This window comes from Sphingobium sp. YR768 (assembly GCF_900111125.1).
Classification (GTDB): Bacteria; Pseudomonadota; Alphaproteobacteria; order Sphingomonadales; family Sphingomonadaceae; genus Sphingobium.
The window spans coordinates 1-23177 of the sequence record NZ_FOGE01000033.1; the positions used below are offsets into that span (position 1 = coordinate 1).

The following is a 23177-nucleotide window of genomic DNA, read 5'->3' on the forward strand; positions in this document are numbered from 1 at the left end:
CTGGCCGCCGACCTGATTGACGATGTGCAGAAAGCCGCTGCCCTGATCAGCAGCGATGTCCTGGCCACCGCCTTCGCCGAACTGGTGGCGCTGGCTGACACGCTGGGCGATCTGCCTGTGGGCAAGGCCATCGCGGGCCTGGCCAAGATGCGCGAGAATGCGCTGACCCTGCTGGGTCATGAGCAGGCGCGCATGGGCAAGCTGCTTTCCACCGAAGGCGCGAACTAATCCCTGTGGCCGATGCGACATCGGCCGCCGGGGAGGCGGGGGGCTTGATCGCGGGGAGCATCGCGATCCTTTATGCATTGGGCCGGGGGACGGCCTGGCTGATCAATTGGCGCGATGCACGCGCCCAATCACGGGCGGCCAAGCTACAGGCCTGGCATGACGAATTGCAGACCCGAGAGGCGAAGCAGGACGAGCGTGACCGCAAATATCAACAGCATATCGAAACGCAGCTGCGGCGGCAGGCGGTGGAAATCCGGGTGCTGCGGCGGGCGTTCGATCTGGTGGCAGAGCCGCTGCGGCGACACGAGCCTGACCATCCGAACCTGAAGATGGCGCAGAACATGCTTGATCGCGCCTTCCCGCTCGATCCGGGCCTGCCCGAAGACATCGCCGTCTTGATGTCCATGATCGACGAACCGGCTGCATCAGCCGAACTGCTCTAAATTTCATCACAGGAGTATGGTTATGAACCACGCTGATCTTCAGCGGCGGCTGCATTCGCTCGGCTTTTATTCAGGGCTGATCGACGGCGTGTTCGGGCCGAAGAGCAAGGCCGCCCTGCTGGCCTGTATGACCGAAGGGCCTGACTATCCGATAGAGGCGCGGGATGTGGCGACAGCGGCGTCGCTGCTGGCCGTGGAGGCCGCCGCGATCTGGGCAATCTATGACGTGGAGGCCGCTTCGGAGGCGTTCATTGACGGGCGGCCCACGATCCTGTTCGAACCGCATCGTTTCAGCAAATCGACCGGGCACCGCTATGATGCCAGCCATCCGAAGCTGTCTTCACGGGTCTGGAACCGCGAGCTCTATCCGGCCTCGCAGGCTGGACGTTGGCAGCAATTGCTGGACGCGGTGGCGCTCGACGTGGACGCGGGTTTCATGTCGGCCAGCTATGGCGCGTTCCAGATCCTTGGCGAGAATTATGCGGTCTGTGGCGCCTATGACCCGTGGGCGTTCGCCTGGCGGCAGGCGCAGACGGAGGGTGACCAGTTGGAAGCCTTCCTGCGCTTCGTGGAAGGGCGCGGGCTGAAAGGCGCGCTTCAGCGGAAAGATTGGGCTGCGTTCGCCAAAGGCTATAACGGCACGGCCTATCGTCAGAACAAGTATGACGAAAAGCTGGCGGCTGCCTACACGCGGAGAGCGAAATGAAGCTGCCCTGCCTAAAGCTCAGTGACCACGGTAGCGAGATTGGGCTGTTGGGCTTCATCTCTGCCGTGGTGGCGTTGGTCATGGCGATCGGGCTGTGGCGCAGCACCACGTTTGACCCATCCGCCTATCTCGTTGTCCTCACGCTGATCGTCGGCGCGGTCAAAGAGCGGTGGACACAGCGCAGCCTGGACCGCATGGGCCAGAGCCTGGCGAATGCGCCGCCCTCCGATCCGCCAGCACAGGGGCCGAAATAATGGGGCTGGGCAAGATCGCGCGCGGCGCGGGCAAGGTCGGGCTGCTGCTGGAAGGCCTGACCCATATCGCGACGGCCGGGAGGGCGCTGGTCAAAGCGGTGCGCGGCCGGTCAGAAAAGGCGGGCGAACCCCTGCCAGACCCCTACGATCGTGGCGATGGCGAACAGGGTGAACTCCCCCGCCAAAAGCCATTCTCTCCAGCGTGATCGCGGCATTAGAGCCGATCCAGGCACTTGATGAGCGCCCGGGACATGGCTGACTTTCCACCACCATTCACTCCTGACCATCCTTCCAACGATCGAGAGGATACGCCCAGCTCTTCAGCCATTGCCTGCTGAGTCAGGTTATGGCGCGTCCGGTAATCAGAGATGGCCTGCGAAAGCGTTCTTTCTTCGCTGGCTCGATTCGGGTGATTGGTCATTCGGCTATCCTGTGTTAATCCTGCACCAGCACCTCGACATGCGCTAGGTGTTGCTTCCAGTTTGCTGGCGGTTAACAAGCTGAGGCGTCCGCGCCAATATGCACCATATAAGGATGGAGCCACGGCTCTGCCTCAATGCCGCCCCGGCCTGCGGTCTCTGAAAATTGCAGCCGGGGCGAGTATTGAATTAAATGCCCAGCGCTTCCGCAATTCGTTCAGCGCCGTCAACCTGATTGATCAAGCGCGATACATTGATGCCTTCTTCGCCATCAACTTTCGTAGCGATCCAACCGTGGGGGGTATTACGCATCCGCGCGACGGTTTCGTTCTTAACGCTGTTGAACTTGTCACCCTCGCTGCGCTTCAGAACTTGGTTCATCTGGCCAACAGTGAAAATCTTGTACGAAGCCATCGTCAGTCTCCGCCCCTGATCTTCGGCGAGGCGCCCTGTCAACCCCTTGGCTGATGTCATCTTTATATACGCTATTTAGCGTATGCGCAACACCTATTTTCACCGCGCATGCTTTTCTTCAGCCGTCCGATCCCGCGCATCCCAGATCGCCGCGCGCTCATAGCTCCAGAGGTGGCGATAGACGCCCATCAAGTACATGAATTTGACCCAGCCCTTGCAGCCATCGGTGAGTTTGCAGGGGCTGCGGCGATCTATCAGGCTGTAGTCTGGGTCAACCTTGGCCGCGAGCGCTTGCAGGTCAATGTCTCTATGCTCTTTGCACGTCCAGCAGATCGCCCGCACATGACACGCGGGTTCCGCTGCCATTGCATGAACGGTCTTGACCCACGACGGGAGGATGCCGGGAGATTTTGCGCCCATGCCCCATGTTCGCGCAATGTTCCTGAGTCGGTCAAGCGCAAACGCTCCGGTGTCATTCCGGTGAAACTACCCGCTTTTCACGATTCGTTCCCGGTTTCACGAGGCCTCGTGAGATGCATAAATGGCAGAAAACTGCCGCTTTCCGCCCTATCCCCTGTGTTGACATCGCAGGGGTCGGAAGTTCCGGGGCAAGACTGGAAGGCGTGCGGTAACGGCGCGGTAAAATTCAGATATGTTCCGCTCTTGTTTTCCTATCGTTCTGGCAATGTTTTCTGGCATCGCACAGAAAAATGGCGGAAAAGCGTGACTGCCGACGCCTTCCAAGCTTGTGATGCGGGTTCGATCCCCGCTACCCGCTCCACGGTTTTCCTGAAACATCAGCCCTTTTGCCGTCGCTCGTCAGTTTGAGCGGAACAGCCTGTGCGGTAACGATGCGATAGGCTGCGGGTGCAGGTGCTCGGTTGTGACAAGGATCGAGCCCAGATTTGCAAGATCCGAATAGCGACAAACGAGCCGATGACCGCCTATGAAAGGCTCTGCCCAAGATGTGAGACAGGCGCGCTGAGCGGCCAGCTATATCGCGCGCTGAATGGTACTTCGACGCTGTCAGGCCCGACGAACCATCTCTCTTCCCGACGGATCGGGTCGCTTACGAGGCCTATCGAATGGGCATTGCCGAAGAAAGCGCGCTGCGTGTTTCGGTCCGTACCGCGGAAAAAAGCGCCCAGGTCCGGATGGCTGTGATACCATCCGACTATATAGAGACCCTCCTTGCAAAGCGTCTGCGCATCGTCCCATACGCGACTTCCCATGATGAGCGAGACGCCCGTGCCATGGGCGTCGCTCGCACCGACGGCCTCTTCCACGGTGACAATGACCGGATCATGCGGGTGTTCACCGAAAACCCTGCCAATCAGCAATCCGCCTTGTTCGATCCGTTGAGACTGGAGATGGTTCTCGATGCGCTGGCGGACATGGGTATCAACGACGATCCGCAGGCCATCCCCAACCTGCTTCCAGAGAAGAACCGCCTCGGCAAAACCAAGCCGCGCGAAAAGAGAATCCAGTGGCTGGATGGTAAAGTCAGACTCCTTCTCGGTCCAACGGATCATGTTCTGACCTCGAAACCGGCCTTGCATCTGGGGCAACTAACACTGCCACTTTTCCCCGTCGGCAAAGCCAGCTTAGCTGCGCAGTGAGGGCAAGTCACGGTTGTCCGTTCCGGACTGGCCTTGGGCACATCCGTCCACGACATGGTAGGCTTTTTCGCGGTGGCCGCGGCGTCCGGCGTGTCTGTCGGAAATAAGGATGGGCTCTGACGGCGCACTTCCCGATACCAGGTTAGCGCCGCGCCATTGGCGGGCGAACTCTCGTTCAGGATCAGAGGATCGAAAGTCACGATCTGGATGATCCGCTGCACAAGCAAATCCAGTGCTTGCGATGGCAACCACTTCTGACCGAAACAGATGAGACCCGACGTGTAAACGTTGGGATGATAGATCGGCGTCAGGATTTTGGCAGACGGTTCCGAAAAGGGGTATCGGGCCGGGAGGTCGATGACGACTTCGGTGATATTTTGCACATCCGCCGGAAAGCGGTGCGATCCTGCCGTCCGATAATGCAATTGCACCATGATCCGGGAAACAGGATGACCGGTTGCCGCCTTCAGGATGACCCGCCCATTCGACGCGTTGCTGAGCTGTCGCAGCTTTTCAATGTCCTGAACGCGACGTTCGGCAAAGGCGGACATCAGTGGATATATCCCGCCACCAGAACCGGCTGGACCTCAAGGATGTTGCCATCATCGACAATGCCCGCCGCAAGGGCCTGCGTCGGCAAGATCGCCTTTCCCGTCGCCGTGTTGACCAGCGTATAGTCCGTGTCGACCGGCATCGACCAATTCTGGACCGCCGCCTGAATGACGTCGGCACCGACCATCGAACGCGCCAGTTCGACCTCTGCCTTTCGCGTCTGATCCGCGGTGCGCAATATGATTTTGACCTCAGACATCAATATCTCCCTGAAATTCAAAGACGATGCTACGGCTATCGGCTTCAACGATGGCAAATTTGGCCGGAACCGGACAATGGCCGAATGTACTGATCAATTCTGCAAAACTGAACTGATCGCGAATCTCGATGTCCACAACTTCCGGATTATCCGCCAACTGGCTGGCGTAGCTATCGTCGAAATCAGAGGCCCGTTTGAAGACCGTCACATAATTGCCGCCGATGCGATAGCCTGTCAGGATCGGCTCGCTGAAGGTGACTGTGATGGTTGCGGGATCATGCGCAAGATCAAGATTGCCCATGTGTCGGCCGCAAGTCAGCAGCGGCGGGCTGGCGGGCAGCCTTCCACACGCCGGGCATAGCGGATTGCGAACAAGACTGGTTCGGGTCGACAGGCCCGAAATCGTGTCGACCAGCACTCTGGTCGCTTCCACTTCCATATCTGAACCGAGCCGCAACCCCATCGAAACACCCAGTGCGGCGGCCGTGCCCGATGTCACGATCGTTGTCGGAATTTTTCGTTCGATGAAGGATGCCTTGCGCAGGTGGCCGCAGGAATAGCGTTGGGCCATGCGCTGATAGACGGAGTCCGGAAGGCTGCATTCATAGCAGGCGCTATCTGCCGAGGACGAAAAGCGGAAGGCCTCTACGACCGAAAAGCGGCTGTCGATGCCGAGATTTACAAGATCGACCCCGGCAAGGATGCACATCATGTTGCATCGGATTCTGGCTTCGAAATTATCCACGCAGCAGAAGACGACATCATAGGTCTTGAGAACCCGCAAAGGCAGAAGCGACCAGAAGTCGCCCACATGCGCCGTCACTTCGATATTGGGGTCCAGTTCCTGCGCGCGGGCGGCCGCGACCTGCACTTTCCAGCCGCCAATGTCCCCCTCCCGGAAAAGTACGCTTCGGGTAAGATTATGCGGCTCGATCCGATCGAAATCGAAAACGGAAATATGGCCTGCGCCGAGCAGGGCGAGGTTCTTGATCACCTCGTTCCCAACTGCGCCGGCGCCAATCACGGCGATTTTCATGCCGGCAAGCGCATCCTGCGAAAACCAGTCGATCAGATTGTGCCGGGCATAGCGGTCCATCGTCAGACCGCCTGCTTCGAAACATGGGCATAGGCCTGATTCACCAACTTCAGCATTTCCTGATTATAGGCCGCCATGAACGGGTCTGCATGATCGGGATGATAGGTTTTCACGAGCGCGAGATAGGCGCGGCGCGCCTGTGTTTTCGTGCAATCGGCCGGTACGCCCAATATATCGTGCGGCGTCTGGGCGCGGACACTGGCAAGGCGGTCCGAATAGGGATCATCCAGATTGCGCCATTTTATCATGTTACTTCCAATATCATCGAGCGCTCGGAGATGATGATCTCCGGTCCAAATTGGGCATGATTGATTAACAATCCTCGCACACGGACACGGCGACCTTGCAGGCTGTTGATGAAGTCGGCTCCGCCCACCTTGCGGACAGCCTGGCGGAAGAACACCAACTTGAAACCAGCCACCCACGACTTGCGCTCAAACATGACCGCGAAATCCGTTCCGCGCTGACTGATCCGAACGGTTTTCACCTCGCCTTCGAAGGTGACGACATGGCCGAAATGCTCGCGGAAATTGGCGAGCGTCACGACATCCGGGGTGAAGTTCCGCCCTGGAGACGTCTTGTCATGCACCTGAACGATGGCGGTCGAAGCGCAGGCGACGCAGCGCCCGCCATTTTCGCTTCGAACAACGTCATAGCTTTCGCGATGATAATAGACCTGACAGGTCGAACATCTGTACAGCCCAAGGGCGATGTCAAGGGGCGCGCCCGTGAACGCATCCCGCAGGCCATCAAGATTTTCCTGGGACAGATTTTCGCTGCCGCCGGTACCGATAGCGTTGTCGATATTGTTGAACCGGATCGGAGACGGACTGGCTTGGCGGCTGGGACGATGGACGGTCGCGGGCCGCGGCGGGGGAGGAGGTGGCGGTACGCGATTGGGCCGGCTGGCCGGGGGCGGCGATGGAGGCTTTATTTTGTCGCGGAACCAGGAAACAATCCAAAAGAATCCGACGATCAGCGCAATATACAGCATCCGATTCTAGATCGAATAGCCTTCATGCGCTCGACGCGGCGGCATGAATTGCGAACTGTCGGATAAGATTCGTCGTGCAAACAGTGTAATTGCTCCCCCCAATCCAGCGGTTTAACGACTATATCGCAGCGGCGGCAGCCGTCCATAGCCGCGATCATGGAATCGCGCGCATCCACTTCTTCCCACCAGCATCAGCTTGGCGGGCCGGAACTTCCCCGTTCGATCAGCGTGAATTCAAAGCCCGCGCCCTCCGCCGGCCCCTTCGCCAGCGCGTCGATCACGCGGCGGCCCATATCCTCCAGCGGCTGGCGCACGGTGGTCAAAGGCGGCCAGGAAGTGTGGCTGGCGGTCGTATCGTCGAAACCCGCGACCGACAGGTCTTCCGGCACGCGCAGGCCGATATTATGGGCCAGCGTCAGCACGCCGAGCGCCATTTCGTCATTGGTCGCGAAGATGGCGCTGGGCGGCTGGGGCAAGGCCAGCAGCGCTTCCCCGGCCTCTATGCCCGACGCGAAGTCGAAGCGGCCCTGAAGGAACAGATCTTCCTCGACCGGGAGGCCGGCGGCAGCCAGTCCATCGCGGAAACCTTCCACACGATGTTGCGCGGCGTGGTGGGTGGACGGCGGCGTGATGACGCCGATGCGGCGATGGCCCAGCGCGATCAGATGGTCCGCGACCATGCGCCCGCCGGCCCGCTCGGGCGTTTCGATGGTGAAGCCGCCCTCTTTGCCCGATCCCGCGATGCGCGCATAGGGCAGCCCCATTTCCACCAGTCGCGCCAGCAGGCCAGGATCATCCGACAGCGGCGGCACCAGCAGCACACCATCAGGGCGCAGCGCCGCGACCAGTCGGTCGAGCACCTCGAACCTTTCCTCGCCGCCATGCGAGATCGGCTCCACCACCAGATGATAGCCCAGTTCCCGACAGCGCCAGGCCGCGCCGATCTGAATACGGCTGACATAGCCGGGCGCTGGATTATTATAGAGGAAGGCGATCATGAAGGAGCGCCCCCCTGCCAGCCGCCGTGCCGACTGATTGGGGCGATAGCCGAGTTGCTCGATCGCCGCCTGCACCCGATCGCGCAGTTCCGGGCTGACATTGGGCGCTTTATTGACGACGCGCGACACCGTCTTGATCGAAACCTTGGCCAGGGCGGCGACGTCGTGAATACTCGTCATGAAATATTGGCTCAGCCCGCTGGGAAAAGGTTGTCATGCGCAGTTTGCGGGGCTCTTGGCAAGATGTCGTCATCGCAACTATGATGTGCCGATGGGCAATGTCATCAACCTGCGACAGGCGCGCAAGGCCAGGCAACGGACAGATAAAGCGCGGGAGGCGGAGGCCAATCGCGCCAAGTTCGGCCGGACCAAGGCGCAGAAGGCGGCCGATGCTGCCGAAGAGCAGAAGAAGACTTCACGGCTGGACGGCGCCTATCGGGAAGATCGCTCAAACATGGATGATGAATAGAACAGCTATTTTATCCGATCTGTAAATATAGGGTTCATCCCGGAATATGAACGTATGTTCATACTATTCGGCATGGCCACGGATTGGCACATTTCATCGCGATTCCGATCCATGACATGAGATAGATTGCTCATATCGATTGTTGATCTTTCGCTATGACAAAAAATATTCGCTTCATCCGCCCCGCCAGGGCCGCGATTGCCGCTGTTCTGGCTTTGAGTGCAACCCCGCTGCTTGCACAGACCGTGGTCGTTCCGCCCAGCGTGACGCCGACGGTGCCGGAAGCGCTTGCGGCGCCTGCTCCCGCAGTGGCAAGCACGTCCACCAGCGCAACGCCGGTCTTCACGGCGGGCGAGCCGATGGTGCAAGCCACGCCGCCGATCGATGAACGCATTGCGGCGGCGACGGCCGCCGCTGAGGCTGAGCAGGCGAAGCCACGTCCTGCCGCCCGTTCGCGCCCTGCCCCTTCGCCCGTACCGACACCGCGTGCTGAGCAGAATCGCGTGGCGGAGCGAGCCCCGGCACCGACGGACGCAGACCCCGCACCCACCCCCGCCGAAGCGCCAGTTGCCGCCGTTGAGCCAGCACCGGTTGCCGCTCCCCGGCCGGTCGCAACTGCGCCTGTTGCCGAATCGGCCCGTACCGATAATGCGCTGCTTTGGGCGATGGGCGGTGGCGCCTTGCTGCTGCTTGGTCTTGGAGGCACCACGCTGATGCGCCGTCGCCGGGATGACGAAGCGATGGTTGCCGATCCGCAGATCGAACCGGCTGTCGTCCCGGTCGCCATGCCTGTCACGGAACCAGCCTATCAGCCGGTGCGTCCGGCGATGGCACCAGCCATACCGCTGGCAGCTTCCGACGCCACGCTCGAAGCGATGGTCGCCGCGCCGCCGAGCGCCGACAATCCCTTCACCACGCGGACCAAGCGGATGCGCCGCGCCAAGTTCATTTTGGCACAGCAGGCGGGCAGTCATGCCCCTGCCCCGGCGCCGCAGACTATGCATGCCGAACCGGTCGCGGCACCGGCGCCGGATCGCAGCCAGACCGTCTATCGTTTTGGCGGACAGGTGCCTCATCCCGGTTTCCTGAAGCCGCGCACGCGCTGACAGGCGGGCAATGACATAATCGGAGCCGGGCGTCCCCACGCCCGGCTCTTTCTCTGTCCGGTTGCGCTTTGGCGGCTTGCCTGATACCGGGCGCGCGCAACAATATCGCGTCCTTCCTGCACGAAAAGAGTCGCCTGCCCATGTCCGATAAGATCAATCGCATCGTCCTCGCCTTTTCCGGTGGTCTCGATACCAGCGTGATCCTGAAATGGTTGCAGCAGACCTATCAATGCGAAGTCGTCACCTTCACCGCCGATCTGGGTCAGGGCGAGGAGTTGGAACCGGCCCGCGCCAAGGCCCGCCTGATGGGCGTCAAGGAAGAACATATCTTCATCGACGACCTGCGCGAGGAGTTCGTGAAGGATTATGTCTTCCCGATGATGCGCTCCAATGCGCTTTATGAAGGCCTCTACCTGCTCGGCACCTCGATCGCCCGTCCGCTGATCGCCAAGCGCCAGATCGAGATCGCCAAGCAGCTTGGCGCCGATGCCGTCAGCCATGGCGCGACCGGCAAGGGCAATGATCAGGTCCGTTTCGAACTGGGCTATTATGGCCTGGCCCCCGATATCAAGGTGATCGCGCCCTGGCGCGAATGGGATCTGACCAGCCGCACCAAGCTGATCGAATTTGCTGAAAAGCATCAGATCCCGATTCCCCGCGACAAGCGTGGCGAAAGCCCCTTCTCGACCGACGCGAACATGCTGCACACCTCGTCGGAGGGTAAGGTTCTGGAAGATCCGTGGGAAGAAACCCCGGACTATGTCTATTCGCGCACGGTAAACCCGGAAGACGCGCCCGACGCGCCGGAATATATCACCATCGATTTCGAACGCGGCGATGGCGTGGCGATCAATGGCGTGGGCATGAGCCCCGCAACGCTGCTCGAAACGCTGAACGAATATGGCCGCAAGCATGGCATCGGTCGCCTCGATCTGGTCGAGAACCGCTTCGTCGGCATGAAGTCGCGCGGCATGTATGAAACACCGGGCGGCACCATCTATCACCTCGCCCATCGCGGCATCGAGCAAGTCACGCTGGATCGCGGCGCCGCGCATCTGAAGGACGAACTCGCGCCCAAATATGCCGAGCTGGTCTATAACGGCTTCTGGTTCTCGCCCGAGCGCGAGATGCTCCAAGCCGCGATCGATTACAGCCAGGAAAAGGTGACGGGCACCGTGCGGCTGAAGCTGTACAAGGGCGGCGTCTATGTCGTCGGCCGCAAGTCGCCTTATTCGCTCTACAGCGAAAAGGTCGTGACGTTCGAGGACGACGCCGGCGCCTATGACCAGCGGGACGCGGCGGGCTTCATCAAGCTGAACGCCCTGCGTTTGCGGTTGCTGGGTCGCCGCGACCGTTGATCTAAATTCCATCGTCACCCTGAACTTGTTTCAGGGTCCATCCCTCCACACGCGCCTTCATTCCGGGAGGCGTGATGGATGCTGAAACAAGTTCAGCATGACGAAGGAATATGAGGCCTGCCGTCTCACCGCCCGTTACAATTCGCGACAAAGAAGCGGGCGGCGTGACATAGATGCGGGACAAATCCCTTCCATAAGCATCTTCAAGGACGGCGGACCTGCCGTTCACGAAGACATAGGAAGGACATAGGATATGCTCCGCAAATTTTTCACCACCGTCGCGGTCGGATCGCTGTTTGTAGGCGGCCTCGCGGCAACCCACACCGTCTATGCCCAGCCCGGCGCGCAAGGCCCCGGCGGCCCGCGTGGCGGCATGATGACACAAGCCGACACCAACAAGGACGGCAAGATCAGCAAGGCGGAACTGACCGCCGCGCTGGAAGCCCGCTTCGCCAAAATGGACGTCGACAAGGACGGCAAGCTGACCGACAAGGATCGGGACCTGCGCCATCAGCAGCGGATGGACGAACGCTTCGCCGCGCTCGACACCGACAAGAATGGCCAGATCAGCAAGGCGGAATTCACCGCCGGCCATCAGGCCCGTGCCGACAAGCGGGATGGTAAAGCCGACGCCGCTGGCAAGCCTGACGGGCGCGGCTGGGGCAAGGGCGGCCATCGTGGCCCCGGTCGCGGCATGATGCGCGGTGGGCCGGGCGGTCCCGGCTTTGGCCCAGGCTTCGGTGACGCGAACAAGGATGGCACCGTGACCAAGGCCGAATTCATGGCCGGGCCGCTGGCGATGTTCGACAAGGCCGACACCAACAAGGACGGTTTCGTCACCGCCGACGAGATGAAGGCCGCCCGTCCGCAGATGCGCGACCATAAGCGCGGCCCGATGGGGCATCGCGGCCCCGGCCCGGATGCGCCCGGTCAGGACGGCTCGCCGCCGCCCCCGCCGGCGAACTGATAACAGGCTGTGGGCGGTGTTGCGGCATGGGGCTTCTTCCCCTCTGTCCCTCTGCCATATGCCGACCATCATGGAAGGGCGAAGGTTGGCCCCCTCACCTTCGCCCTTCCAACCCTTTCCAACCCATGACAGACAGGCAAGATGAGCGACCGTCCCCACCTGCTGCTCGTCGATGACGAGCGTTCGATCCGTGAACCGCTGGCGCAATATCTGTCGCGCAACGGCTTTCGCGTCACCGCCGTCGAAAATGCCGCCGAAGCGCGGTTGCGGCTGAATGCCAGTGCGATCGACCTGGTCATACTGGACATCATGATGCCCGGTGAGGATGGCCTGTCGCTGTGCCGCCATATCCGTGAGACGAGCGAAACCCCGGTGATCCTGCTGACCGCCAAGTCGGAGGAGACGGACCGTATCGTCGGGCTGGAAATGGGGGCGGACGACTATGTGCTCAAGCCTTTCTCTCCTCGTGAACTGGTCGCCCGCATCAAAGTGATCTTTCGTCGCGTCGCCACCGGCGGCCAGCGTGTGACCGCACCCGACGGCGCCAGCTATGCCTTTGCCGGATGGCTGCTGAAGGCGCAGGAGCGGACATTGGTGGATAGCGAGGGTGTGTCCCTGCCCCTGTCCACTGCCGAATATAATCTGATGCTGGCCTTTGCCACGCGGCCCAACCAGATATTGAGCCGCGACCAGTTGCTGGACATCACGCAGGGCCGCGAAGCCAATGCGTTCGACCGGGCGATCGACAACCAGATCAGCCGGCTGCGCAAGAAAATCGAGCCCGATCCCAAGAACCCGACGCTGATCAAGACCGTGTGGGGCGGCGGATACACATTGTCGGCGGAGGTCCGCAAACTGTGAAGCGATTGCGTCTGTGGCCGCAAAGCCTGGTCGGCCAGATCATCCTGCTGGTCGCGTTCGCGTTGTTCGTGGCGCAGGCGATCAATTTCGGCATGCTGCTGCGCGAGCGCAACCGGCTGACCCTGACCGCACAGACCGCGCCGGCCGTCTATCGCGTGGTCGATGCACTCGACACCCGGCCCGATCGGCAGGATCGGGAACGGCCCCGCGCCCGCTTCGTGCAGGGTGATCCGCATCTGACGGGGCGGTCGCGCCCGGATGTGGAGCATCGCGCCACCACCATGTTCGAGGATATCGGCCTGACCATCCGCACCGTTCGCGTGGTGGAGGAAGAGGCGGTAATGCCGGTCCGGCGCTGGGAGAAGATTCGCGGGCGTGCAACCGGAGAAGCGCCGCGCAGCCATCGGATCAAAATGCTGACGCTGGCGGCGGAATATGAGCCGGGCAAATGGGTCATCGCCGACGCCCGTGCCAATGACCGGCCGCAACGCTATGGCGGCTGGCTGGTGGGGCAGACGCTGGTCCTTTATGTCATCGTGCTGCTGCCGCTGCTGTGGATGGGGCGGCGGCTGGCCCGGCCGCTCAAGCAGCTTACCGGTTCGGCACAGCAATTTGCCAGGACCGGCGCGGCGGACGCAGTGGACGAGCGCGGGCCGGGCGACGTGCGCGACCTGACGCTGGCCTTCAACGCGATGCGCGCCCGCATCATCGCCATGCTGGACGAGAAGGACCGGATGCTGGGCGCGATCGGCCATGACCTGCGCACCCCGCTCGCATCGCTGCGGGTGCGGACCGAATCGGTGGAGGATGATAGCGAACGCGCCCGCATGTCCGAGACGATCGACGAGATGAACCGGATGCTGGAGGATATATTGTCGCTGGCCCGCGCCGGGCGCAGCACGGAAAATCCGCAGAAGGTGGACCTGGCCTCGCTGACCGATGCGGTGGTGGAGGATTTCATCGAACTGGGATCGCCAGTGGAGATGGCGGACAGCGACCGGGCCGTCGCCTTCGTGCGGCCGCAGCAGATCCGCCGGGCGGTGCGCAACCTCATTGAAAATGCCATCGTCTATGGCGAGCGCGCTCATGTGTCGGTGAGCCAGTCGGACGGGATGATCCGCATCGCCGTGGCCGACGATGGGCCGGGCATCGCCGAGGACCGGATGACCGAGATGCTGGAGCCATTCACGCGGCTGGAAGGATCGCGCAATCGCGAGACGGGCGGCGCGGGGCTGGGGCTGGCGCTGGTGCGGGCGATCATGGCCGAGCATCAGGGCGAATTGCGGCTGGCCAACCGGCCCGAGGGCGGACTGGAAGCGAGTCTGGTGCTGCCGGCCTGAGACGGCGGCGATAGGAAACGACCGAAGTTCACACTGTCGTCGGCTGTTTTGGGGCGTATCGCACCGGGAAAGCGCCCGCGACGCGCCTGAAACGCCCCTGCGGCGCGCCACTGGTGGGTAATGCGGTGCGCCTGAAACGCCACGGTGACGCGACAGCAACGCTTCGCCCGCGCGGCGGGTACGCGCTGCTCGCGCGCGCCTTATGCGTCGGGTCGGCGCATCATATAGGGGCTCAAGCGGTAGTGGATTGGCGGACGGTTCCATCCGACAGGATAGACCAGAGAAAATCCTACATTGGAAGGATGTTGGAAAGCGCGAGGCGCCTGCCCGACGTTCAAGCGAAGTGGCTCGGGTGAAGGCGCCCTTCTATCCTGGCAGCGTCAAGTCCAAACCCAGCGTCCTGGCAAGCGTGAAGGTGGCGAACAGCAGGACCGGGAGCAATATCATCAGGATCGCGGCTATCTTGCCTACAGCGCCGAGCACCCCTGCCTTCTGTGCCTTTCTATCCTTGTCATAATGCCATTTGACGGCGAAAAACATGCCTAGCCCAAGCACGACAAGCTTGAATATGATGAGGAAAACGGGAACCCAGTCCATTTATTTCAAGATACCTCAAATAATATAGACGATAGACATATTCTAATTGCCATCATCCATATCGTCATATTTCAATATGGCGATGATCGACATTGGACATAATGCCCGATCTGAATTGGGGATTATCGCTATGGTATGGACAGCGTGCATGGCGGGATCGGCTTCAACAGGCAGGTCGCTGGAGGGCCATCGCAGGCTATATATGTTGTTCGCGCGGAGGCGCGAAGACGCGGAGAGGATGCGCAAACCCTCCGCGTCTTCGCGCCTCCGCGCCTCCGCGTGAACCCAGTTAAAGGAAGATTTCGCGCAGAGGCGCAGAGAGCGCAGAGGGAATTGCCACGCCCGCTCTGCGTTCTCCGCGCCTCTGATATGCCCCTTCGGCACCAAACAACCGAAGTCGAAAATGCGAGCGGAGCGCGACCTTGCCTGAAAGCCGCCTCTCATTTTCGTCACCCCAGCGACCCGCAGGACGGCGAAGCCAACGCTGGAATCTCAGGCGGTGGCAGGATAGATTTGGACAAGCGCCACGCTAAACCGTTTCGCGCCTCCGGGGAAGATGCCAGCCCTCGCTGCCATGACGATGAAGGTCTGATCACGGCCATTTCTTGTCATTAGCGGAAACAACTGCCTCGTTTGAAACCGGACGTTGCAGCACGATCTGTTCTCTCGTTATATGGGGATGCCAGCGTGACGGAATTGGTAGACGTATCGCTACAGCGATCCTCGCCGTTAGGCGAAGGTGCGGGTTCGATCCCCTGCCGCTGGCATTAACGACCAGAAATGGACGCAGGAAGCATGCTGTGATGATGCCCGAAATCATCCCCCTTTTCCGCGAAAGCTGGGGCCTGAGGCGATCGTTGTATCGGCTTGAACAGACAGGTCGCTGGAGTGGCGTTGCAGGCTATATATGTTGTTCGCGCGGAGGCGGGAAGACGCGGAGAGGATGCGCAAACCCTCCGCGTCTCCGCGCCTCCGCGTGAACCAAATTAAAGAAAGATTTCGCGCAGAGGCGCAGAGAGCGCAGAGGAAATTGCCACGCCTGCTCTGCGTTCTCCGCGCCTCTGCGCGCATATGATATGCACCGTTGGTGCAAAGCGACCAGAGATGGACGCTTAATTTGCCCTCTCCCGTCTTCACGGGAGAGGCTACGGAGACTTGGCATCTTGCTGCCTAGTCGATGTCGGTGAGGGTCTTTTTTCTTTCTGGTCAACAGTTTGCCGCCAGTAAGAAGAAAGGCCCTCACCCAACCCTCTCCCGTAAAAAACGGGAGAGGGCTAAAAAAGCGGACCGTCCTCTACCCACCCTTCCCCGTCATTCCCGCGACCCGAAGGGCCGCCGCAGGCTAATGCGGGAACCTTTCTCCTAACCTCCCAGCAAAGGGGAAAGCCGAGAGATGTCTAGGGAGAGCCGCGTGCCTCTTCCTCGACCCGCCTGCGCGGGGATGACGGTTGTGTGCTGGGGGAGAGGCGCCCATGCCCCAAAACACTCCCGCAAAGAAAAAGGGGCTGCTCTTGCGAGCAGCCCCTTGCATCCTCTCCCTTATAACAGGGATGATCCTAAGTCGTTCAGTCGGCCTTCGACTGGAGATTCACCGCAGCATATTTGCCGCGACGATCGACTTCCAGTTCGAAGTCGAGGCGGTCGCCTTCGTTCAGGGCGCCCATGCCAGCGCGCTCGACGGCGCTGATGTGCACGAAGGCGTCCGGCTGGCCGTCATCGCGCTGAATGAAGCCGAAGCCCTTCATCGCGTTGAAGAACTTCACGGTGCCGCTGGAGCGTTCACCGGTCAGCTGACGCTGCGGACCACGATCGGCGCCGCCGCCGAAGCCGCCACGATCGGCGCCGAAGCCACCGGCGCGGGGTTCACGCGGTTCGCGCGGCGCGCGTTCCGTGACGGGAAGCGGTTCACCGTCGATCACCAGATCGGTCGCCGACACCTTGCCGCCGCGATCGACCAGGGTGAAGCCGAGCTGCTGGCCTTCGGCCAGACCGGTCAGGCCGGCCTGTTCGACCGCGCTGATGTGCACGAACACGTCTTCGCCGCCATCGTCACGAACGATGAAGCCGAAGCCCTTCTGGCCGTTGAAGAACTTTACGACGCCCTTGCCTTCGCCGACGACCTGGGCAGGCATGCCGCGACCACCGCCGCCACCGCCGCCGAAACCACCGCCGCCGCCGCCGAAGCCGCGACCACCGCCGCCGCCGCCGAAGCCGCCGCGATCACCGCCGCCGAAACCTCCACGATCGCCGCCGAAGCCGCCACCGCCGCCGCCGAAGCCGCCGCGATCACCGCCGAAACCGCCGCCGCCGAAGCCACCGCGATCACCACCGCCGCCACCGTAAAAATTGTCGTCGCCGAAACCGTCGCGCTTGTCCTTGCCGCGCCCGCCGCGGCGACCTCTGTCAAAACTCATGCCCTGTTAGTCACTTTCGCTTCGCCCCAAAGACAATTCGGACAAACATGTCGGGCGAATGACATGCAGAATCCACCGCAAAGGCGGGTTTGGGAATCACTATATCAACTTTTCAGGGCAGCGCGAATGATTTTCACTGATGCGATCATGTTCCGTTCCATTCAGGCGAAATGGGAGTGCGACGCCCCCGTACAACCGGCCTTACAGTCTTTTTGGAAAATGCGCGGAAGAGCGCATTTTCAGTGCCGCACCGGCCCACACCCCCACCCGACCGCCCAGACATGGTACCCTGATGGGAGGTCGGGTGGGGGTGCGGGCCGGTGCGGATGCGCCAGAGGCGCATTTCCAAACAGACTCCTGCAACAAAGCCTTCATTGCGGCGCGACAGGTTTCGCCATAAGGGAGATGGCATGACCGTTCATTTCCACGAAGAAGATCTGCCAGCAGGCGTGCTCGCCCCCGGCCCCATCGCCATCGACACCGAAACCATGGGCCTGATCACCCCGCGCGACCGGCTGTGCGTCGTGCAGATCAGCGATGGCAAGGGCGACGAGCATCTGGTGCGCTTCAATCCGGGCAGCGACTATGCCGCGCCGAACCTGCGCGCCGTGCTGGCCGATCCCGAACGGTTGAAACTCTATCATTTCGGGCGGTTCGATATCGCTGCGATCAAATATTATATGGGTGTGGTCGCCGCGCCCGTCTATTGCACCAAGATCGCGTCACGCCTGATCCGCACCTATACCGACCGCCATGGGCTGAAGGAACTGGTGCGCGAATTGCTGGGCCAGGACATCAGCAAGCAGCAGCAGTCGAGCGACTGGGGCGCCCCTGCCCTGTCCGACGCGCAGAAGGATTATGCCGCGTCGGACGTGCGCTACCTCCATGCGCTCAAGGCCGAGCTGGACAAGCGGCTGATCCGCGAAGGGCGGATGGAACTGGCGCAGGCCTGTTTCGATTTCCTGCCGCACCGGGCCGAGCTGGACCTGGCCGGCTGGCCGGAAATCGACATTTTCGCGCATATGTAAGGGAGATACGGCTTCCGTGTCCGTCCAGGCCGAACAGCAACGCAATGTGCGCCGCCATTGGGCGCGGCCCGGCGGCAGCCATGACCGGCTGGTGGCGCTGTTGAAGAACTGGCTGCCGGTGGCGGTGGGCGTGCTGGCGGCTTTGCTGGCGATGGCGCCCTTTACCGGCGGCGACAAGGTCAGCTTCCTGCTCGACAAGAACAAGGTCGAGGTGGCGAAGGAGCGAATGCGCGTGACCGAGGCGCTCTATCGGGGCGAGGACAGCAAGGGGCAGCCCTTTTCCCTGCGCGCTGGGTCCGCCGTGCAGAAAAGCTCCCGCGAGCCGATCGTCGACCTGAACAGCATGTCCGCCCGCATATTGCTGACCGACGGTCCGGCGGTGCTGACCGCGCAGAAGGGGCGATATGACATGAATACCGAGCGAGTCGGGATCGAGGGGCCGGTGCAGTTCGAAGCGGCGGGCGGCTATCGCCTGACGACGCGGGACGTGGGCGTGGACCTGAAGAGCCGGCGGATGAAGAGTGCGGGCCGTGTGGACGGGCGCATTCCGATCGGCACGTTCAGCGGCGACCATCTGGAAGCGGACATGGCGGCGCGCACCGTGACGCTGAATGGCCGGGCGAGCTTGCGCATCGAGCAAAATGGCCTCAAAGGGCAGAAGTGATGAAACGCACCCTGATCCTGTCTTCTGTCGCCTTTCTGGGCACCGCCGGCGTGATGATCGCCGCTGCCAATGCGCAGAACCTGAAAAATCATGACAGCAACGCCCCGGTGAACTTCACCGCCGACCGGATCGAAGTGCAGGATCGCGCCGATCGCGTGCTGGTGTCAGGCAATGTCGTGGTGACGCAGGCCGGCATGACGCTGAACGCCGCGCGGATGACGGTAGCCTATAAGAATCAACCCAATGGCGGCACCGGCAGCAACGGCGTCCAGATCGACCGGATCGATGCGTCGGGCAATGTCGTGGTGACGAAGGCGGACCAGACCGCGCGCGGCAATGTCGCGATCTACGACCTCAACGCCAAGCTGATCACGATGCTGGGCAATGTCGCGCTGACCCAGGGCAGCAATCGCCTGACCGGCGGGCGGCTGGTGATGGACCTGAACAGCGGTCGATCGACCGTTGACGGGCGTTCGGCCGGCGGCAGCGTGCCAGGCGCGGCAACCAGCCCCAGCGGGCGCGTGTCGGGCACTTTCACGGTGCCGCAGCGGAAGAATTGATCCGGCAGGTCTAGGGACGTTCGTCCCAGCGCAACAGCATCACCTGCCCGCGAGCGTCCACCGCCAGTTCGCCCAAAGCCCCCGTGCGCAGCTTGAGCGTGCCAAGCGGCAGGCCTGCCGCCAGCAGGGCGAAGCGAGCCGCGCCATTGCTGGTGACGAGCAGGTCGACACCCTCCCCTTCCTCCGCAAAATAGGCGCGCCAGGCGGCTATGCGGGCGTCGGCGTCGACGATCCAGCCATCCGGCGCGATGGCGCGGGTGTCCCAGTCCAGCAGCGCCTGTGCGCCGATGCGGGCAAGCACTTCCGATTCGGGGCGGCCTTCATCCGGGCCATGATCGATCTCGCCCAGCCAGTCGCGCTGACCGTCGACGGGATGATCGATGGCGGCGCCGATTCGGTTGGCGGTTTCGCGCGCGCGCAGCAGCGGGCTGGACAGGATATGGCGGACGGGCAGCGCCTGCGCCGCGAACCATTGGCCGATCCGGTCCGCCTGATCCCGGCCGCTATCGACCAGCGGGATGTCGGTGCGGGCGCCGACGCGGCAGGCCTGTGCGCTGCTGGCGAAGGTATTGCCGTGGCGGATGATGAACAGGCGGCGCATCAGAGCGGCGGCGTGGGATCGCCATGTTCGGCGATCAGCGCCTCGACCCGGTGGATATCCGCTTCGGTGTCGATGCCGCTGCTGTCGAACAGAGGCGGATCGACCGCGACGGTCATGACCGGGATGCCGAGTTCGAGCAGGCGCAATTGCTCCAGCCCCTCCAGATTTTCCAGCGCGGTCGGCGGGCAAGCTTCGAACCGGCGCAGCGCATCGATGGCATAGCCATAGAGGCCGACATGGCGCCAGACCGGAGACCGGGGCAATTCCGCGCGGAGCCGCTCTTCATTGCGGATGGCCGGGATGATGGTCTTAGAAAACCACAGCGCCTGCCCATCAGGCGCGCGGGCGCAGGTGGTGCCGCTGAAGGGCGAACGGGTCTTGTGATCGCGCAGCGCATCGAGCGCAGGCCAGTCCAGCGCGATGACCGGCGTCGCGACCTGCGCGCCATGCTGCAACGCAGCAATGACCGCACCCAGCGCAGCTTCGGGCTGGAAGGGCGAGTCGCCCTGAAGATTGACGACGAAATCGGGGATGACGGGCTGGGCAAGGGCGGCCGCGAGCGCGCGCCCGGAGCCGGTGGCGATGGCGCTGTCGGTCAGGACCGCGTCACAGCCCACGGCGTGGGCGTGATCGGCGATCGGCTGGTCATCGGTGGCGACGACCAGCGAAACGCCTTCGCGCGGGCCGATCGCGGCGCGGGCCATGGCGATGGTGCGATGAAGCAAAGTGCGCCCGGCGATCGGGCGCAACGGCTTGCGTGGCAGGCGAGTCGAACCGGCACGCGCGGGAATGACGACGAGAAGGTTCAGGCGACCCCGGCGTGCAGCAGGTCATGCATGTGGACGGCGCCGACCAGTCGGGCATTTTCGCACACGAACAGCAGCATGATATTGCGTTCATGCATCAGGTGGAGCGCTTCGGACGCCAGTTCGTCCGGCGCGACCGCCAGCGGCGTCTGGGTCATGAAACGGCCGACCGCGTCGGTCAGATTCTGTTTGCCGGTGACGGTGCGTCGCAGGTCGCCATCGGTGAAGGCGCCTATCAGGCGGCCGTTGCGATCGACGATCGCTGTTCCGCCAAGGCGGGCGCGGGTCATTTCGATGGTGGCGTCGAGCAGCGAGGCATCTTCGCGCACCATCGGCACATCCTGATTGGTCGCCATCAGTTCGCGCACCTTGACCAGTTGCGCGCCCAATTTGCCATTGGGGTGGAATTTGTGGAAATCGTCGGCGGAAAAGCCGCGCATTTCCATCAGCGAAATGGCCAGCGCATCGCCGAACGCCATCTGCACCGTGGTCGATGTGGTGGGCGCCAGCGAATTGGGGCAGGCCTCCTCCACTTCCGGCATATCCACGCAGATATCGGCGGCGGCGGCGACGGTGCTGTGCATCTGGGCCGTGATCGCGACCAGCGGGATGGCGAAGCGCTTGCAATAATGGATGATCGGGCCGAGTTCGGTCGACTCGCCGGAATGAGACAGCATCAGCACGACATCGTCCGGGGTGATCATGCCCAGATCGCCATGACCGGCGTCGGCCGGATGCAGGAAGATGGCGGGCGTGCCGGTCGAGGTCAGGGTGGCCGTCATCTTGCGAGCGACGATGCCGCTCTTGCCGATGCCGGTGACGATGACGCGGCCACGCACTTTCATGATGATGCCGATGACGCGCAGGAAGGTGGCGGCAAAATCGCGCTCGGAAAACTTCGCTTCCAGCGCATTCAGCCCGAAGGCTGCGATCGACAGGCTGCGGCAGGCGCTCTCTACGATGCGCCCTCCTGAGCCGAAAGGAACAATTTTCGAAGCTGGTGTCGACACGCGTTTGCCCTTTTCCCCGTATTCCGCACCGGATAACCCGGCGCGTGCAACGGCGACGAACCATCGTGTTCGATGTGTCGTCTTTTCCTCAATTCCGCGACCCCTAACCAGTTTTTCAACCGGTATGGGTATATGGCTTACGCTGTTTCAGGCACTTATGGCAATCCATTTTGCAAGTGCGAAAGAAAATTCGAACAGGAAAAAGCCACCGCCGACCGAAACGACCAAGCCAAGTCGATCATTTTGAGCGATGAATTGCGGAACTTTTCTGCTTTGCGAACGTGCGTTGCAGCACGGAATTATCGCCCTTCATGATAGGCGCGATACCAGTTCACGAATCGCGGAACGCCCGACTCGATTCCTGTTGTCGGTGCGAAACCAATGTCCTGCGCGATCGCGCTGATGTCGGCGTAGGTCGCGTGCACGTCGCCCGGTTGCATCGGCTGGAAATCGATATTGGCCTTCATGCCCAGCGCGTCTTCCAGCACCGCGATCAGGTGCATCAGTTCTTCGGGCTGGTTATTGCCGATGTTATAGAGCCGGTGCGGCGCACGACTGCCCCCGGCCTTCACTGCGCCATCGTCCACCGGCGGGTGATCGAGGCAGCCCAATATGCCGGTCACGATATCGTCGATATAGGTGAAGTCGCGCTGCATCCGGCCATGGTTGAAGACCGGGATCGGCTGACCCGCCAAAATCTTCGACGTGAAGATCCACATTGCCATGTCGGGGCGTCCCCATGGCCCGTAGACGGTGAAAAAGCGCAAGCCCGTCATGGGGATACGGAAGAGATGGGCATAGGTTTCGCTCATCAGTTCATCGGCGCGCTTGGTCGCGGCATAGAGCGAAACGGGATGGTCGGCGCGATCCTCGACCCGGAAGGGCAGCGTGTCGTTGCCGCCATAGACGGAGGAGGAGGAAGCATAGACCAGATGCCGCACCCGCCGTTCCCGCGCCAGTTCCAGCATGTTGACATGGCCCGCCAGATTGGAGCGGACATAGGCATGGGGATTGATGAGTGAATAGCGCACCCCGGCCTGCGCGCCCAGATGCACGATGGATTCGATCACCTGATCGGCCAGGGCCGCCTGCACAGCCTCCAGATCGGCAAAATCCAGTTCGTGGAAGGTGAAGAGCCGGCCATGCGCCGCCTGCAACCGGGCGATCCGGTCGCGCTTGAGCGACACCGGATAATAATCGTTCATATTGTCGATGCCGACGACGGCATGCCCCTGCGCCAGCAGACGGTCGGCGACATGCATGCCGATGAACCCGGCCGCGCCGGTGATCAGGATCGTCATGCCATTTTCTCCCTAGTCTGCCAGCGGCCGGATGCCGCCCGCCCCCGTCTCAAACAATCCGCCATGCAATGTAAAGCCCCGTCCTGCCGCGCGTGCGATATGGATGGGATAGC

The 23177-nt window shown here is 62.0% G+C and carries 30 protein-coding genes and 1 pseudogene; 15 read left to right on the forward strand and 16 right to left on the reverse strand.

All coding sequences use genetic code 11. The annotated features are described in order from the left end of the window. The 5 genes from BMX92_RS27515 to BMX92_RS22645 all read left to right on the forward strand — a co-directional run. Positions 1-228, forward strand: a 228-nt coding sequence (locus tag BMX92_RS27515) for a hypothetical protein (RefSeq protein WP_177185212.1), incomplete at its 5' end; no start/stop codon positions are given. A gap of 44 nt (positions 229-272) precedes the next feature. Beyond that, complete coding sequence (locus BMX92_RS22630) at positions 273-671, forward strand: hypothetical protein (RefSeq protein ID WP_143066850.1); 399 nt, start codon at positions 273-275, stop codon at positions 669-671. 22 nt (positions 672-693) lie between these two features. Further along, positions 694-1377: an N-acetylmuramidase domain-containing protein gene (locus BMX92_RS22635; RefSeq protein WP_093020768.1), complete on the forward strand. Its 684-nt coding sequence runs from the start codon at positions 694-696 to the stop codon at positions 1375-1377. Next, positions 1374-1631: a hypothetical protein gene (locus BMX92_RS22640; RefSeq protein ID WP_093020770.1), complete on the forward strand. Its 258-nt coding sequence runs from the start codon at positions 1374-1376 to the stop codon at positions 1629-1631. Before BMX92_RS22635 ends, BMX92_RS22640 begins: the two co-directional genes overlap by 4 nt. Beyond that, complete coding sequence (locus BMX92_RS22645) at positions 1631-1837, forward strand: hypothetical protein (protein WP_093020772.1); 207 nt, start codon at positions 1631-1633, stop codon at positions 1835-1837. Before BMX92_RS22640 ends, BMX92_RS22645 begins: the two co-directional genes overlap by 1 nt. An 8-nt stretch (positions 1838-1845) precedes the next feature. Here BMX92_RS22645 and BMX92_RS27050 read toward each other — a convergent pair whose 3' ends face one another. The 10 genes from BMX92_RS27050 to BMX92_RS22690 all read right to left on the reverse strand — a co-directional run bounded on the left by BMX92_RS27050 (position 1846) and on the right by BMX92_RS22690 (position 8162). Further along, positions 1846-2052, reverse strand: a complete 207-nt coding sequence (locus BMX92_RS27050; protein ID WP_143066851.1) for a hypothetical protein — start codon at positions 2050-2052, stop codon at positions 1846-1848. 187 nt (positions 2053-2239) lie between these two features. Next, positions 2240-2524, reverse strand: a complete 285-nt coding sequence (locus BMX92_RS22650; RefSeq protein ID WP_143066852.1) for a hypothetical protein — start codon at positions 2522-2524, stop codon at positions 2240-2242. A 39-nt stretch (positions 2525-2563) separates the two neighbouring features. Then, positions 2564-2830, reverse strand: a complete 267-nt coding sequence (locus tag BMX92_RS22655; RefSeq protein ID WP_143066853.1) for a hypothetical protein — start codon at positions 2828-2830, stop codon at positions 2564-2566. Between the two features lie 578 nt (positions 2831-3408). After that, on the reverse strand, positions 3409-3996 hold the full coding sequence (locus BMX92_RS22660; RefSeq protein ID WP_177185213.1) for a Mov34/MPN/PAD-1 family protein: 588 nt from the start codon (positions 3994-3996) through the stop codon (positions 3409-3411). Beyond that, positions 3993-4634 carry a ubiquitin-conjugating enzyme E2 gene (locus BMX92_RS22665; RefSeq protein WP_093020780.1) on the reverse strand — a complete coding sequence of 214 codons (642 nt, stop codon included), beginning with the start codon at positions 4632-4634 and terminating at the stop codon, positions 3993-3995. Before BMX92_RS22665 ends, BMX92_RS22660 begins: the two co-directional genes overlap by 4 nt. Next, positions 4634-4894, reverse strand: coding sequence for a hypothetical protein (locus tag BMX92_RS22670; RefSeq protein ID WP_093020782.1), 261 nt, complete (start codon positions 4892-4894; stop codon positions 4634-4636). The genes BMX92_RS22665 and BMX92_RS22670 overlap by 1 nt, the downstream gene beginning before the upstream one ends. Next, positions 4887-5990, reverse strand: coding sequence for a HesA/MoeB/ThiF family protein (locus BMX92_RS22675; RefSeq protein ID WP_093020784.1), 1104 nt, complete (start codon positions 5988-5990; stop codon positions 4887-4889). Before BMX92_RS22675 ends, BMX92_RS22670 begins: the two co-directional genes overlap by 8 nt. A 2-nt stretch (positions 5991-5992) precedes the next feature. Then, complete coding sequence (locus BMX92_RS22680) at positions 5993-6238, reverse strand: J domain-containing protein (protein WP_093020786.1); 246 nt, start codon at positions 6236-6238, stop codon at positions 5993-5995. Continuing rightward, the gene (locus tag BMX92_RS22685; RefSeq protein WP_093020788.1) at positions 6235-6984 is read right to left on the reverse strand and encodes a hypothetical protein; all 750 of its coding nucleotides are present in this window, start codon (positions 6982-6984) and stop codon (positions 6235-6237) included. The genes BMX92_RS22680 and BMX92_RS22685 overlap by 4 nt, the downstream gene beginning before the upstream one ends. 191 nt (positions 6985-7175) lie before the next feature. After that, positions 7176-8162: a LacI family DNA-binding transcriptional regulator gene (locus tag BMX92_RS22690; protein WP_093020790.1), complete on the reverse strand. Its 987-nt coding sequence runs from the start codon at positions 8160-8162 to the stop codon at positions 7176-7178. A gap of 91 nt (positions 8163-8253) precedes the next feature. Between BMX92_RS22690 and BMX92_RS22695 the strand changes: the two genes are divergently transcribed. The 6 genes from BMX92_RS22695 (at position 8254) to BMX92_RS22720 (ending at position 14083) form a co-directional block, all read left to right on the forward strand. Beyond that, positions 8254-8451: a DUF4169 family protein gene (locus BMX92_RS22695; RefSeq protein ID WP_093020792.1), complete on the forward strand. Its 198-nt coding sequence runs from the start codon at positions 8254-8256 to the stop codon at positions 8449-8451. A gap of 155 nt (positions 8452-8606) precedes the next feature. Continuing rightward, positions 8607-9557, forward strand: coding sequence for a hypothetical protein (locus BMX92_RS22700; RefSeq protein ID WP_256213561.1), 951 nt, complete (start codon positions 8607-8609; stop codon positions 9555-9557). A gap of 140 nt (positions 9558-9697) precedes the next feature. Further along, on the forward strand, positions 9698-10915 hold the full coding sequence (locus BMX92_RS22705) for an argininosuccinate synthase (protein ID WP_093020859.1): 1218 nt from the start codon (positions 9698-9700) through the stop codon (positions 10913-10915). Positions 10916-11168: 253 nt separating this feature from the next. Then, the gene (locus tag BMX92_RS22710; protein ID WP_093020794.1) at positions 11169-11882 is read left to right on the forward strand and encodes an EF-hand domain-containing protein; all 714 of its coding nucleotides are present in this window, start codon (positions 11169-11171) and stop codon (positions 11880-11882) included. Between the two features lie 141 nt (positions 11883-12023). Then, a complete protein-coding gene (locus tag BMX92_RS22715) occupies positions 12024-12743 on the forward strand; it encodes a response regulator (protein ID WP_093020796.1) in 720 nt (239 codons plus the stop codon). After that, positions 12740-14083 carry a sensor histidine kinase gene (locus tag BMX92_RS22720; protein ID WP_093020798.1) on the forward strand — a complete coding sequence of 448 codons (1344 nt, stop codon included), beginning with the start codon at positions 12740-12742 and terminating at the stop codon, positions 14081-14083. The genes BMX92_RS22715 and BMX92_RS22720 overlap by 4 nt, the downstream gene beginning before the upstream one ends. Before the next feature lie 366 nt (positions 14084-14449). Here the strand turns inward: BMX92_RS22720 and BMX92_RS22725 are convergent, their stop codons facing one another. Next, positions 14450-14680 (reverse strand): hypothetical protein, encoded by a 231-nt coding sequence (locus BMX92_RS22725; RefSeq protein WP_093020799.1) that lies wholly within the window; start codon positions 14678-14680, stop codon positions 14450-14452. A 681-nt stretch (positions 14681-15361) separates the two neighbouring features. Between BMX92_RS22725 and BMX92_RS27520 the strand changes: the two are divergent. Beyond that, a pseudogene (locus BMX92_RS27520) lies at positions 15362-15447 on the forward strand. Positions 15448-16245: 798 nt separating this feature from the next. Here the strand turns inward: BMX92_RS27520 and BMX92_RS28330 are convergent. Then, positions 16246-17094: a cold-shock protein gene (locus BMX92_RS28330; protein ID WP_093020803.1), complete on the reverse strand. Its 849-nt coding sequence runs from the start codon at positions 17092-17094 to the stop codon at positions 16246-16248. Positions 17095-17504: 410 nt separating this feature from the next. Here BMX92_RS28330 and BMX92_RS22740 point away from each other — a divergent pair, with 410 nt between their 5' ends. The 3 genes from BMX92_RS22740 to BMX92_RS22750 are packed head-to-tail and all read left to right on the forward strand — an operon-like array spanning position 17505 to position 19346. Next, a complete protein-coding gene (locus tag BMX92_RS22740) occupies positions 17505-18122 on the forward strand; it encodes a ribonuclease D (protein WP_093020805.1) in 618 nt (205 codons plus the stop codon). A gap of 16 nt (positions 18123-18138) precedes the next feature. Beyond that, positions 18139-18786 carry an LPS export ABC transporter periplasmic protein LptC gene (locus BMX92_RS22745; RefSeq protein WP_093020807.1) on the forward strand — a complete coding sequence of 216 codons (648 nt, stop codon included), beginning with the start codon at positions 18139-18141 and terminating at the stop codon, positions 18784-18786. After that, on the forward strand, positions 18786-19346 hold the full coding sequence (locus BMX92_RS22750) for an LptA/OstA family protein (RefSeq protein WP_093020809.1): 561 nt from the start codon (positions 18786-18788) through the stop codon (positions 19344-19346). Before BMX92_RS22745 ends, BMX92_RS22750 begins: the two co-directional genes overlap by 1 nt. A 10-nt stretch (positions 19347-19356) precedes the next feature. Here BMX92_RS22750 and BMX92_RS22755 read toward each other — a convergent pair whose 3' ends face one another. The 4 genes from BMX92_RS22755 to BMX92_RS22770 form a co-directional block, all read right to left on the reverse strand. Continuing rightward, positions 19357-19947 carry a histidine phosphatase family protein gene (locus BMX92_RS22755; protein WP_093020811.1) on the reverse strand — a complete coding sequence of 197 codons (591 nt, stop codon included), beginning with the start codon at positions 19945-19947 and terminating at the stop codon, positions 19357-19359. After that, the gene (locus BMX92_RS22760; RefSeq protein WP_093020813.1) at positions 19947-20756 is read right to left on the reverse strand and encodes a 3-deoxy-manno-octulosonate cytidylyltransferase; all 810 of its coding nucleotides are present in this window, start codon (positions 20754-20756) and stop codon (positions 19947-19949) included. The genes BMX92_RS22755 and BMX92_RS22760 overlap by 1 nt, the downstream gene beginning before the upstream one ends. Continuing rightward, positions 20753-21763, reverse strand: coding sequence for a KpsF/GutQ family sugar-phosphate isomerase (locus BMX92_RS22765; RefSeq protein WP_093020815.1), 1011 nt, complete (start codon positions 21761-21763; stop codon positions 20753-20755). Before BMX92_RS22765 ends, BMX92_RS22760 begins: the two co-directional genes overlap by 4 nt. A gap of 299 nt (positions 21764-22062) precedes the next feature. Then, positions 22063-23064, reverse strand: coding sequence for an NAD-dependent epimerase/dehydratase family protein (locus tag BMX92_RS22770; RefSeq protein ID WP_093020817.1), 1002 nt, complete (start codon positions 23062-23064; stop codon positions 22063-22065). Positions 23065-23177: the final 113 nt, after the last annotated feature.

Coding starts and splice junctions, on each gene's coding strand:
- BMX92_RS22635 (WP_093020768.1), top strand. CDS start 694: ATGAACCACGCTGATCTTCAGCGGCGGCTGCATTCGCTCGGCTTTTAT.
- BMX92_RS22640 (WP_093020770.1), top strand. CDS start 1,374: ATGAAGCTGCCCTGCCTAAAGCTCAGTGACCACGGTAGCGAGATTGGG.
- BMX92_RS22645 (WP_093020772.1), top strand. CDS start 1,631: ATGGGGCTGGGCAAGATCGCGCGCGGCGCGGGCAAGGTCGGGCTGCTG.
- BMX92_RS27050 (WP_143066851.1), bottom strand. CDS start 2,052: ATGACCAATCACCCGAATCGAGCCAGCGAAGAAAGAACGCTTTCGCAG.
- BMX92_RS22650 (WP_143066852.1), bottom strand. CDS start 2,524: ATGACATCAGCCAAGGGGTTGACAGGGCGCCTCGCCGAAGATCAGGGG.
- BMX92_RS22655 (WP_143066853.1), bottom strand. CDS start 2,830: ATGGCAGCGGAACCCGCGTGTCATGTGCGGGCGATCTGCTGGACGTGC.
- BMX92_RS22660 (WP_177185213.1), bottom strand. CDS start 3,996: ATGATCCGTTGGACCGAGAAGGAGTCTGACTTTACCATCCAGCCACTG.
- BMX92_RS22665 (WP_093020780.1), bottom strand. CDS start 4,634: ATGTCCGCCTTTGCCGAACGTCGCGTTCAGGACATTGAAAAGCTGCGA.
- BMX92_RS22670 (WP_093020782.1), bottom strand. CDS start 4,894: ATGTCTGAGGTCAAAATCATATTGCGCACCGCGGATCAGACGCGAAAG.
- BMX92_RS22675 (WP_093020784.1), bottom strand. CDS start 5,990: ATGGACCGCTATGCCCGGCACAATCTGATCGACTGGTTTTCGCAGGAT.
- BMX92_RS22680 (WP_093020786.1), bottom strand. CDS start 6,238: ATGATAAAATGGCGCAATCTGGATGATCCCTATTCGGACCGCCTTGCC.
- BMX92_RS22685 (WP_093020788.1), bottom strand. CDS start 6,984: ATGCTGTATATTGCGCTGATCGTCGGATTCTTTTGGATTGTTTCCTGG.
- BMX92_RS22690 (WP_093020790.1), bottom strand. CDS start 8,162: ATGACGAGTATTCACGACGTCGCCGCCCTGGCCAAGGTTTCGATCAAG.
- BMX92_RS22695 (WP_093020792.1), top strand. CDS start 8,254: ATGGGCAATGTCATCAACCTGCGACAGGCGCGCAAGGCCAGGCAACGG.
- BMX92_RS22700 (WP_256213561.1), top strand. CDS start 8,607: ATGACAAAAAATATTCGCTTCATCCGCCCCGCCAGGGCCGCGATTGCC.
- BMX92_RS22705 (WP_093020859.1), top strand. CDS start 9,698: ATGTCCGATAAGATCAATCGCATCGTCCTCGCCTTTTCCGGTGGTCTC.
- BMX92_RS22710 (WP_093020794.1), top strand. CDS start 11,169: ATGCTCCGCAAATTTTTCACCACCGTCGCGGTCGGATCGCTGTTTGTA.
- BMX92_RS22715 (WP_093020796.1), top strand. CDS start 12,024: ATGAGCGACCGTCCCCACCTGCTGCTCGTCGATGACGAGCGTTCGATC.
- BMX92_RS22725 (WP_093020799.1), bottom strand. CDS start 14,680: ATGGACTGGGTTCCCGTTTTCCTCATCATATTCAAGCTTGTCGTGCTT.
- BMX92_RS28330 (WP_093020803.1), bottom strand. CDS start 17,094: ATGAGTTTTGACAGAGGTCGCCGCGGCGGGCGCGGCAAGGACAAGCGC.
- BMX92_RS22740 (WP_093020805.1), top strand. CDS start 17,505: ATGACCGTTCATTTCCACGAAGAAGATCTGCCAGCAGGCGTGCTCGCC.
- BMX92_RS22750 (WP_093020809.1), top strand. CDS start 18,786: ATGAAACGCACCCTGATCCTGTCTTCTGTCGCCTTTCTGGGCACCGCC.
- BMX92_RS22755 (WP_093020811.1), bottom strand. CDS start 19,947: ATGCGCCGCCTGTTCATCATCCGCCACGGCAATACCTTCGCCAGCAGC.
- BMX92_RS22770 (WP_093020817.1), bottom strand. CDS start 23,064: ATGACGATCCTGATCACCGGCGCGGCCGGGTTCATCGGCATGCATGTC.